The organism is Bacteroides sp. L10-4, from assembly GCF_013373675.1.
Classification (GTDB): domain Bacteria; phylum Bacteroidota; class Bacteroidia; order Bacteroidales; family Bacteroidaceae; genus Bacteroides; species Bacteroides muris.
Genome location: NZ_JABXJH010000085.1, coordinates 1 through 10,546, shown reverse-complemented (window position 1 = coordinate 10,546; position 10,546 = coordinate 1). Strand labels below are relative to the sequence as shown.

The 10,546-nt window shown below is 43.8% G+C and carries 9 protein-coding genes and 1 pseudogene; 3 read left to right on the top strand and 7 right to left on the bottom strand.

Translation table 11 applies throughout. The features are described from left to right. Positions 1-525 precede the first annotated feature (525 nt). A complete protein-coding gene (alaS, locus tag HU824_RS18120; protein ID WP_176469608.1) occupies positions 526-3,144 on the bottom strand; it encodes an alanine--tRNA ligase in 2,619 nt (872 codons plus the stop codon). 213 nt (positions 3,145-3,357) lie between these two features. Here alaS and HU824_RS18115 point away from each other — a divergent pair, with 213 nt between their 5' ends. Beyond that, on the top strand, positions 3,358-4,326 hold the full coding sequence (locus tag HU824_RS18115; protein ID WP_176469607.1) for a M23 family metallopeptidase: 969 nt from the start codon (positions 3,358-3,360) through the stop codon (positions 4,324-4,326). On the opposite strand, the pseudogene HU824_RS18110 reads toward HU824_RS18115, so the two are convergent. Next, a pseudogene (locus tag HU824_RS18110) lies at positions 4,323-5,285 on the bottom strand (AAA family ATPase); the annotation flags it as partial. The gene HU824_RS18115 and the pseudogene HU824_RS18110 overlap by 4 nt on opposite strands. A gap of 43 nt (positions 5,286-5,328) precedes the next feature. Here HU824_RS18110 and HU824_RS18105 point away from each other — a divergent pair. Beyond that, positions 5,329-5,538 (top strand): hypothetical protein, encoded by a 210-nt coding sequence (locus tag HU824_RS18105; RefSeq protein WP_168354287.1) that lies wholly within the window; start codon positions 5,329-5,331, stop codon positions 5,536-5,538. 264 nt (positions 5,539-5,802) lie between these two features. Here HU824_RS18105 and HU824_RS18100 read toward each other — a convergent pair whose 3' ends face one another. The 5 genes from HU824_RS18100 to HU824_RS18080 form a co-directional block, all read right to left on the bottom strand. Then, positions 5,803-6,033, bottom strand: coding sequence for a hypothetical protein (locus tag HU824_RS18100; RefSeq protein ID WP_136009581.1), 231 nt, complete (start codon positions 6,031-6,033; stop codon positions 5,803-5,805). A 16-nt stretch (positions 6,034-6,049) separates the two neighbouring features. Then, positions 6,050-6,538, bottom strand: a complete 489-nt coding sequence (locus HU824_RS18095; protein ID WP_176469606.1) for a DNA-deoxyinosine glycosylase — start codon at positions 6,536-6,538, stop codon at positions 6,050-6,052. Between the two features lie 20 nt (positions 6,539-6,558). Next, a complete protein-coding gene (locus HU824_RS18090; RefSeq protein WP_176469605.1) occupies positions 6,559-7,986 on the bottom strand; it encodes a leucine-rich repeat protein in 1,428 nt (475 codons plus the stop codon). Positions 7,987-8,342: 356 nt separating this feature from the next. Beyond that, positions 8,343-8,744: a hypothetical protein gene (locus HU824_RS18085; RefSeq protein ID WP_176469604.1), complete on the bottom strand. Its 402-nt coding sequence runs from the start codon at positions 8,742-8,744 to the stop codon at positions 8,343-8,345. Between the two features lie 46 nt (positions 8,745-8,790). Then, positions 8,791-9,702, bottom strand: coding sequence for a YafY family protein (locus HU824_RS18080; RefSeq protein WP_176469603.1), 912 nt, complete (start codon positions 9,700-9,702; stop codon positions 8,791-8,793). 170 nt (positions 9,703-9,872) lie between these two features. Here HU824_RS18080 and HU824_RS18075 point away from each other — a divergent pair, with 170 nt between their 5' ends. Continuing rightward, a complete protein-coding gene (locus HU824_RS18075; protein ID WP_176469602.1) occupies positions 9,873-10,262 on the top strand; it encodes a MerR family transcriptional regulator in 390 nt (129 codons plus the stop codon). Positions 10,263-10,546 lie beyond the last annotated feature (284 nt).

Here is a 10,546-nt window from a genome sequence, read left to right as displayed (position 1 = left end):
TCCACGCTTTACATTCTATCGCTGACACGGCCTGGAAAAACGGACAATCCCCTCTTAAAGCTATATTGGCGCTCGTCTAAACTGACGGGCTAATTCTTCGTATCCTTTGTTCTCGCTGAATAGTTACGGCTTGGGCTTCCCGTTTTTGTTTCTGTTGCGCATCATCTGTCTGTTCTGTATGCATCATTCGTTTGCTTCGAATGTATTGTCTGTTTGTTCTGGACTAATCATCCATCCCTTCACTTCACTGTCCCAAACCTCAGGGTTTTTCACGGAAACCCCAGGGCTTTGGAGGGTAAATGTCAGCCATTTTACTTGCTAAGGTGTGGCATTTAGGATGGTAAGGTGTAGAGTTTTGGGAGCCGGCATGTGGCATTTCAAATGGAATACCGTGGAAGGTAAAAAGAAAAGGAGAAGCAATGCTCCTCCTTTCCCGGTAGTTTAATTTTGAAATATCTAAAAAATGACGTTACAAATATACAACATCGCAGAGGCGATGTCAAGTGTTTCGCCAATCATTTTCGATTATAATCCTGCCAATTCCAATACTTTGTCAATGGCAGCGTTCAGTCCGTCAGCATTCTTACCGCCGGCAGTTGCAAAGTGGGGCTGGCCACCGCCACCGCCTTGGATAAGTTTGGCAGCTTCTTTCACCAGGTTTCCGGCTTTCAGTCCGCCTGCCACGAGGTTGTCGCTCAGCATGACGGTCAGCATCGGCTTGCCTTCGGCTTCAGTTCCGGCCACGAAGAACAGGTTCTCTGTAATCTGGCCGCGTAGCTGGAAGGCGATGTTTTTCACCGTTTCCGCCGGTAGCGGAGCACAGAACTTGATAACTTTAACGCCATTGACTTCCTGCACGTTCTTCAAAAGCTTTTCTTTCAACTGTGCTTCCTTCTCCTTCATGAAGTCTTCTACCTGTTTCTTCAGTCCGGCATTCTCGTCGATATACTTACGGATGGTTCCGGCAAGGTCGGGAGCATTGTTGAAGAGCGCCTTCAAGTCGCGTAGCGTGTCCTCGATGGTATTCAGCATTTCTTCCACGCGTGCACCTGTGTAGGCTTCGATACGGCGTACACCGGCAGCTACGGAGCTTTCGGAAACAATCTTCACCATACCGATGTTGCCGGTAGCGGCTACGTGCGTACCGCCGCAGAACTCTACGGAAGAACCGAACTGAATGACGCGTACATGGTCGCCGTACTTCTCACCGAACAGAGCGATGGCCCCCAGCTCCTTAGCTTCTTCGATAGGAATGTTGCGGTATTCCTTCAAAGGTATGTTGGCCCGAATCTTTGCATTAACGATGTGTTCTACCTTGCGGATTTCCTCGTCCGTCACCTTCTGGAAGTGTGAGAAGTCGAAACGCAGGGAGTCCGGTGTAACCAAAGAACCCTTCTGCTCAACATGCTCACCAAGCACTTCGCGCAGTGCGGCATCCAGCAAGTGGGTGGCAGAGTGGTTGGCGGCACAAGCGGCACGCTTGTCGGTATCCACGCATGCCATCATTGGAGCTTCCAGGTGTTGGGGCAGCTTCTTGGCGATGTGGATGGGCAAGTTGTTTTCCTTCTTGGTGTCTATTACTTCGATGGTTTCGAACTCGTTCACCAATACACCGGTATCACCTACCTGACCGCCGCTTTCAGCGTAGAATGGAGTCTTGTCCAGCACAATCTGATACAAGGTCTGGTTCTTTTGCTTCACTTGGCGGTAGCGCAGAATGGATGTTTCATATTCCGTATAGTCATATCCCACGAATTCGGTAGTACCTTCTTTTAGCGTAATCCAGTCACCGGTTTCTATGGCAGCGGCATTGCGGGCACGCTGTTTCTGCTGTTGCATTTCGGCATCGAATTCCTTGATGTCGGCAGTCATGCCGTTTTCGCGGAGAATCAGCTCTGTCAGGTCGAGCGGGAAACCGAAAGTATCATATAAGGTGAAGGCATCCTTTCCGCTGATTTCGTTCTTGCCCGCGGCTTTGGCGTCTGTCATGGTCTTTTCCAGCAGGCGGATACCCGTCTCCAATGTGCGGAGGAAAGAGTCTTCTTCTTCTTTGATAACTTTTGCAATCAAGTCCTTCTGTGCATTCAGTTCGGGGTAAGCGCCACCCATATTTTCGATGAGCACGGGAAGCAGCTTGTACATGAATGCCTGCTTCTGTCCAAGGAACGTATAACCGTAGCGTACGGCACGTCGCAGGATACGGCGGATGACATAACCTGCTTTGGCATTGCTCGGTAGCTGTCCGTCGGTGATGGAGAAAGCGATGGTACGGATATGGTCGGCAATCACGCGCATGGCGATGTCCGATTTCTCATCTTCGCCGTACTTCTTGCCTGCCATGTCGCCGATGGCTTTCAGTATCGGTTGGAACACGTCCGTATCGTAGTTGGAAGTCTTTCCCTGCAGCGTGCGCACCAGTCGCTCGAAGCCCATACCGGTATCGATAACTTTGGCAGGAAGCCCCTCCAGACTGCCGTCTGCCTTGCGGTTGAATTGCATGAACACGAGGTTCCAGATTTCAATCACCTGCGGATGGTCTTTGTTCACCAGTTGGCTGCCCGGAATTTGTGCCTTTTCTTCTTCGGGACGTGAGTCGATGTGTATTTCGGAACACGGACCGCAGGGACCCGTATCACCCATTTCCCAGAAGTTGTCGTGCTTGTTTCCGTTCAGGATATGGTCTTTCGGCAAGAACTGTTCCCAGTAGGAGGCAGCTTCGTTGTCGCGTTCCAAACCTTCTTCAGCGTTACCTTCGAACACAGTGGCATAGAGGTCTCTCGGGTCTATCTTCAGCACATCCACCAGATACTCCCATGCCCAGGAGATAGCTTCTTTCTTGAAGTAATCACCGAACGACCAGTTGCCCAGCATCTCAAACATGGTGTGGTGGTAGGTATCGTGCCCCACTTCTTCCAAGTCATTATGCTTTCCGCTTACGCGAAGGCATTTCTGTGAGTCCGCAACTCTTTTGTATTTCGCCGGGTGGTTGCCCAGAATAATATCTTTGAACTGGTTCATTCCTGCGTTGGTGAACATCAACGTGGGGTCATCCTTAATCACCATCGGAGCCGAAGGCACTATCTGGTGACCTTTACTTTCGAAGAAACTCTTGAAAGAGTCTCTGATTTCGTTTGCAGTCAACATACGTCTATTTATGATTTATGATTTTTATTTATAGCTTGCGACTCATGACTTGTACAATTTATGATTTTAAAGGAAAAAGCTATCAGCCTTGTAGGTAATTCCCCACTATTATCACTCTTATAAATCATAAATCTTATAATTCTTGAAAAAACTGTGCAAAGATAGCTTGTTTTTATTACTTTTGCCGCATTGACAAGCGAAATATTTCCTAAGATGCGCAAAGTTTACTACATTTATAATCCACAGACGCAGACGTATGACCGTATTTATCCTACCGTGAGGCAGCGGGCGCTGAGTATTCTCCGCCGTTTGTTCATCGGTATGGGGCTGGGTGCGGGCAGTTTCATCGTGCTGCTGTTAATCTTCGGCTCCCCGTCAGAGAAAGAGTTGCGGAAAGAAAACAGCCAACTCCAGGCGCAGTACAACGTGCTCTCTCGCCGACTGGACGAGGCGATGGGAGTGTTGCAGGACATACAGCAGCGTGACGACAACCTGTACCGGGTGATTTTCATGGCCGACCCTATTCCTACTGCCATTCGTCAGGCAGGATATGGCGGCACCAACCGCTATGAACATCTGATGGATATGGCAAACTCCGATTTGGTTATCAATACCACTCAAAAGATGGACATGCTCAGTAAGCAGCTTTATATCCAGTCGAACTCTTTTGATGACGTGGTGGATATGTGCAAAAGCCACGACGAGATGTTGCGTTGCATTCCGGCCATCCAACCGATTTCGAATAAAGACCTCAAGAAGACTGCTTCAGGCTACGGTACGCGTATAGACCCCATCTATGGCACTCCGAAATTCCATGCCGGTATGGACTTCTCTGCCAATCCGGGTACTGATGTCTATGCCACAGGAGACGGTACGGTTATCAAGATGGGATGGGAAACCGGGTATGGTAATACGGTCATTATCGACCATGGTTTCGGCTATCAGACATGGTATGCCCACCTGCGCGATTTCCGTACAAAACCGGGTAAGAAGGTGGTGCGTGGTGAAGTCATCGGCGGAGTAGGCAGTACGGGCAAGAGCACCGGTCCGCATTTGCACTACGAGGTGCACGTTAAAGGGAAAGTCGTGAATCCGGTGAATTACTACTTCATGGATTTGAGTGCCGAGGATTATGACCGCATGATACAGATTGCGGCGAACCACGGGAAGGTACTTGACTAATTTGCTTCTTCTATTTCTTCGCAAACAGCCATTTCCATGCCGCGGTATATGACGACGATTCTGTGCAACCGGGTATTGCCGATGTTTCTCTGCACGTTTTCGCTCGCAGCGTAGTGGTGGGCTTGGGTGATGGCTTCTTGTCGAAGTTGTTCCACACGGCTGTTGGAGTCTTTTTCTTTGGCATATTTCAGCTCGATGATGTAGCTGTGCTCCATATCCTTGTAGATTTCGGTGAGCGGAAGCAGGAAGATGTCTGCATAGCCTGCCTGTGTGTCCTGTTCCGAAACCGGACGGTAGAAGCGGTTCTGCGACGTCATGGCGAGAGTGAAGCCGTGCATGTAGGCTTCGCCCTTCTGCTTGTCGCGCTGGGAGGAGTAGCGGTGCAGGCAGTTGTACAGCTGTTCACGCACTACTTGGTTGGGGATGGTTAGCTTTGTAGCACCTTTGTGCGTGCCGCCAATGGTGAGCATGCTGAAATGAAACAACAAACTGATGAAATTGTCAGGATGGGTAATCTTCTCGGCTGGGAATCCCGCTTTCAGTTCTCCTGTCACGAATCCTTGTTCCACCGGTTTCTGTATGACCGAAGCGTCGTGGGCAAACTCCTTGTCTTTGCGGATAAGCATACGTAGTTTGTTGTAGTCCACGCGGATATTCTCTTCCATCATGTTCTTCGGCGGTTTGCCTCCATTGCGTACGTAGTTATCCACAAAGTAAAGCACCATATTGGAGTTGTACATCGTGGTGCGCCCATAGCTGTCTTCTGAAAAGCAGTAGTTGTCGTATCATGGTTTCATCAATACTGCTAATTCATCCGTAGTATGGTGGAACTCGCAGGTAGTGGCATAATAGTTTAACATTTGGCGCACATCCTCTTCCGTAAATCCGGTTAGTTCATTGAACTCGGCAGACAGCGAGTAATTGGTTCCGATATTGAAGCCGCTTGTCAGGTCATCCATCCTTTTCCTTTTGTCAACACAAATATAGTGCAAAGAGTTCGGAATGAGAAGAGTACTTTTTCTGCTTTTGCAGGTCATTTATAAGCTCCTTAAAATGGAGGGTGGCGTTAAAGTATCCATCAATTACGCCAAACTTGAAGCTAGTGACAATACAGATGACTTTGCCGCAGAACAAGCAGACTGTCAATCGGACTATGCTCATGAAACGGCATCAACGTATTGCGGCACCATTATTCACGGATGTTTTTTCTGAGAGGTCATAAAAAAGCGGCGGCAGATTCTGAAAACATCATGTAGTTTTCAGAATCTGCCGCCGCTTTTCTAAAATTTATCACCCTCTTTTTCAGAAATGAGTTCTATCTACCCCTGGTAACCGTTATCCGTAGAAATCGACTTTCTGTGTGAATTCTCTATACAAGTAATCATGTGGAAAAATTAATTCGGTTCGTCAGCTAATGCCAGTATCATAAAAGAATATTGGGTAATAAGAGGTTTATAGATTTGTACTGAATAAACATTAATTTTGAATGGTGATATTTCTGTTTCTTATCAACTCTTCAAAGTTTTCAATATTATACTCCACTTTAGGTATCTCTGTTTTTTGATGAAAATCTTCCCAATAGAAGCCAATTCTTCGGATTTTGGCTCTGATGCCTTTTTGTTCATTATTGGAAGATTGCAGTTTCAGTCTGATTAACTCTTTAATTTTGAAAACTTCTTCTGAAGTGAATATTTTCTTACCTTTCATAATTATTCTTTAATGTTTAGTATGTTAGGGCATTTTCCCAATTTTTTATCTTTTCTCCTATCTTTTTAGCACAAGCATTACTGGTAGAATAAGCTATACTGGACGGCAATCGAGTTTTGTAATAGTTGGCAGCTTTCTTTCCATTAAATACAACTTTTTTTATTTTTGGGTAACGATTCAGCAAGCTGTCAATGTCATTATATTCTTCTTCTTTTATATTGCTATCCAGGCTGCTTTCACGTTCACAAGACTGTAACGTATCCCATAATGCAATGTGGTGTTTCTTTAAACACGAAATTTTTTCCTCGTAATCTTTGAATTCCATATTGGAATTGAACAATCTCTTCATTATTTTCCAGAAACTATTATTGGGTGAAGCGTAGTATTCTTTGCTTCTCAGTGATTCTTTACCGGGCATGGTTCCCAATATTAGGATTTCGGAACTTTCATCAATAATAGGCGGTAATGATTGTACCCTGTTGTTTAGTAATTCATCTTTTTTCATCGTTCTGTGATATGTTAATGTTATTCTTCAAAAATTGCAATAGCATGTGCCATCCATATAGAATTGTTTTGATAATCTTCTTTACAGCCTTTGGGAATATATAAAACGAAGCGTAAAGGAGCTATATCTTCTATAGAAGCTCCCGTTTCTTCAACAAAACTAGTTGGAGTTATTGTCGGCGTTATTTTTCCTTTAATGATAACGTTTTGTAATCTGGAACAGTTTCCAAATGCCCAACGTCCTATATATGTTACGTTTTGAGGAATAGTTATAATGGATAAATTTTTACAAAGTCCAAATGTGCTATCCTCTATTTTTGTTAAGGTTTCAGGCAAATGAATATCTTCAAGTGCGATACAACCGGTGAACGCATAAGCTCCTATGGTTTTTACTCTATTGGGAATGTTTATGTTTTTTAGATTTTTACAATGATTAAAAGCGCATTCATCAATGGATTTAGCTTGTTCTGGTAAAAGTATATGTTCCAATTTTTCCCAATTGAGAAATAGATAATCAGTAATTTCATTGTCTTTCGTGAAATAGTCCATGTCATTGTTTATGCGTTGATATGAATCTCCTCCAGATCTAATATTTGCATGTGATAAATCTAAATGAATAAGATTGGTCATTTTCTCCATGATAACAAAATCAGTCCCATTTATATAGCCTATAAGAGTCAAATCTTTTATTTTAGTTAAGTCTGTTGTAGATAATATTTCAGGTAATTTGCCTGGCTCTTGAATATCTATCCGTGCTTTAGTTCCATTCTCTGATAATGTTAATGCAGGTTTTGCAGCTTGGTATATTTCTATTTGTTCCGAGTTGCTTTCACCTTTAAATGTAATTTTACATTCGCGAGGAGATGTTTTTTCATTCTCTGATGAAATAAATGTAATGATTTGTTTTCCAGGCTGATATTGAAGATTGCCTTCTTTGTTGTAAATCCATGATTGGCCCTCTGGGTCAATTTCAATTGCATAGTTACAATTTGACAGAACTTCTATTTGAAATGTTGTACTAACATGACGAATTTCATACCTTTTTTCTGGAAGCTGGATAAAATTTACCGATTTTTGCTTGATATTCAGTTCCTTTTGTGTGTCTCCCACCTTTATTACAAACTGTGCATTCCTTTCATTGTGTTCTGCATTTTCTGCAACATGAATGTAGGCTGTGACTTCATTTGATTGTTCAAAATTATATTTATACTCTACTGTGCACCACTTATTGGTGGGGGTTATCTGACTATGCCACCATGTTTGGTTCATGATAGTAAAAGACATGGATTGTTCGCCTCCTTCTGCAGGGAAAATTATGCCATTAGTAAATAGCATTTCACTTTCCGGTGAAAGAATGAGTTGTGGTTCGTCTTCTTTGCTGCATGAAACAATAAGCACACATGAAATGGCGATAAACCATAAGGAAATTTGCAGATTGATTTTTTTCATGATTAGAATAACTTATGGCTATAGTGGACTCCGAATCATAGCCTTATTACTATAAAAGAAAGTGTGGAGTCACATCATCTATCTCGTTAGAGGCTCTGGTAAACCCGAATGTAAATAGACAATATCCCCCACACTTGTAATGTATATCGCTTAGGTAAGCATATACAAACAAGTGATGAGCGTGATTGCTATTCCTTACATTCATTGAAAATTTACCAGACTTTCTAACGAAGGATAAAAGCTACACTTTCATCAATAAACTATGTATGTCCTAACCAGTTATGTTTGGACTTTGCAAAACTACAAAAAGTTTATTGATTATCAAACTCAAAGAAGGGGATATTGTCATCTGTTTTTTAGTAATAAACTCTATTTTTTATCAAATCATCTTCTTCGTCATCTATCTGTGCATCATAGATTTCGGGCGGATAGGTAAGTTCATCTTCCGGATTTGCAAGATATTCATCTAAATTTTCGTTGAAGATGTCGCTTTCGCTTTGTTTTTCGGGGGATAGGCGATATGTTTCTTCCGATATTTTTTTATAAGTTATGTTCCCGTTTTCGGAGGGGGAAGAATGTGAATCGTGAAATTTGTTTCTGAAGGCACGTTGTCGCGCGGCGTTTTCATTCAGGCTCTTTTCTAACATTATTTTGTTCGTACTGTCTTGATAAGAATAATATCCAAAGATACTAAGGAAACAAAGTACGCCTATTCCTTTCAGGATATTCTTTCTGCTTTGGTAAGACTGGTTGCTCATGATTTTCTGTTTTAGACGTTTATTATGTTGGAAAGACGATAGCCTATTATCCATTCCTTTTCAGCGCCTCTTCATACACCTTCCGCACCCGTTCGCACAGGTGCATCGGCTTGACAACTGTCAGCGAACGGCTACGTGCCAGCAGTGCCATTACAAAATCGTTGGTGATGCGCAGGTGCAAGCGGATGCGGAATTCCTCTTCATTGTCAACCAGCACTTCTTGCGAATGGTGCAGCGGTACGGATTTCAGGAAACTGCCGTCCAGTGCATCGTAACTTAGTTCGATTTCTTCCACAGGGATGTCGGTCTGGTTCCAGATGCCGTAGCTGTCTTTGAACAGTTCTTCCACGTTGATATTCATGTTGCGTTTGAAAGTCTCTTCGTAAAGAATGCTCAGGTTTCGGATGCAATCTACACTGAAGGTTTTCAGCATTCCTTTGTCGTAGGCGAGGAGATACCATCTTTGCTGGTCTTCTTTCAGGTAATGGGGAAGGACTTTCTTTTCACGTATTTTTCCTCCTTCGCGTACATAGATGTAGTTGAAAATCACCGGATGGGAGAATTTGATAGCTTTTATCAATAGTGGAAGACACTCGCAATCCATCGGGCGGTGGTGTTCCGCCAGTACGTATGTATGCAGGTTGGAGGTACTGTCGATGGCGTTCAGCAAGTCGAAGTTCAGCAGCAGGCGCTCATATTGTTCTTTTTTCAAGTCATCTTCCTCATTGATGTAATAGCCGTTCCGTTTCTTGTCAAAACAGATGCGTATGCCGAAGAGGCTCTCTATTTCATTGAAGTCACGTTGCAGCGTTCGCAAATCTACGGGAGTGCCGTCGCGTTCCTCCATGCGGAGCGCGACATAATTTTCCAATTCCTCCCGCGATACATAGTGCTGCAATCCTTTCAGCTTGTTGATAATAATCAGCATCCGCTGCAATCCTTCTAACTTTCTGCCCATATATCTTTTCTTGTTTCGTTCTTGCGAACAAAGATAACAGGGTTGGACGACAAAACGTGTCGCCTGCAGAAAAAAGTGACGGTTAAAACCGCCGGTTTAGAGATTTTAATCCGGAAAAGAACGGAGGTTTGAAAAAAGAGGTATATTTTTGTGCTTTTAAAAAGTACTCTATGCTGAATACAGATAAGAATTTGAAGTTATATTACTCCATCAGTGAGGTGGCTGCCATGTTCGACGTCAACGAATCGCTGCTCCGCTTTTGGGAAAAGGAGTTTCCGCAACTCAATCCGAAGAAGGCGGGGCGGGGGATACGCCAATACCGCAGGGAGGACATAGAGACAGTGAAACTCATCTATCATCTGGTGAAGGAGCGTGGCATGACGTTGCCCGGCGCCCGCCAGCGGATGAAGGACAATAAAGAGAACACGCTCCGTAACTTCGAGATTGTGGATCGTCTGAAGGCTATCCGCGAAGAGCTGGTGGGCATGAAGCTGGCGCTGGACGCGTTCACCTACGACGATGTGGAGAATCTGAAGGAAAATATTCAGAATATGAAGTAAGTATCTACTTCGACTAATCCGCGCGTGTCTATTTGGGAAAATCAATATCAGAACTGTTATTCATTTTGCAGCTAAATTTTGCAATTAATTTGAATACGAGATAGCCTATTATTATAGATACTATCCTACCTACAAATTCAGGAAAGGACAACGTCGTGTAACCATTCTATTTTCCGCCTTGACACGCATCGCAACCCAGCATATCTTTGCGCCATAACCAATTACTAACAAAGATTATGGCAAAAGAAAAAGTAAACTACCAGGAGGTGTACGACCTCTATCAG

What these genes read in the sequence shown, in the direction of transcription:
- alaS (WP_176469608.1), bottom strand. Translation starts at nt 3,144, where the DNA reads ATGTTGACTGCAAACGAAATCAGAGACTCTTTCAAGAGTTTCTTCGAA.
- HU824_RS18115 (WP_176469607.1), top strand. Translation starts at nt 3,358, where the DNA reads ATGCGCAAAGTTTACTACATTTATAATCCACAGACGCAGACGTATGAC.
- HU824_RS18105 (WP_168354287.1), top strand. Translation starts at nt 5,329, where the DNA reads ATGAGAAGAGTACTTTTTCTGCTTTTGCAGGTCATTTATAAGCTCCTT.
- HU824_RS18100 (WP_136009581.1), bottom strand. Translation starts at nt 6,033, where the DNA reads ATGAAAGGTAAGAAAATATTCACTTCAGAAGAAGTTTTCAAAATTAAA.
- HU824_RS18095 (WP_176469606.1), bottom strand. Translation starts at nt 6,538, where the DNA reads ATGAAAAAAGATGAATTACTAAACAACAGGGTACAATCATTACCGCCT.
- HU824_RS18090 (WP_176469605.1), bottom strand. Translation starts at nt 7,986, where the DNA reads ATGAAAAAAATCAATCTGCAAATTTCCTTATGGTTTATCGCCATTTCA.
- HU824_RS18085 (WP_176469604.1), bottom strand. Translation starts at nt 8,744, where the DNA reads ATGAGCAACCAGTCTTACCAAAGCAGAAAGAATATCCTGAAAGGAATA.
- HU824_RS18080 (WP_176469603.1), bottom strand. Translation starts at nt 9,702, where the DNA reads ATGGGCAGAAAGTTAGAAGGATTGCAGCGGATGCTGATTATTATCAAC.
- HU824_RS18075 (WP_176469602.1), top strand. Translation starts at nt 9,873, where the DNA reads ATGCTGAATACAGATAAGAATTTGAAGTTATATTACTCCATCAGTGAG.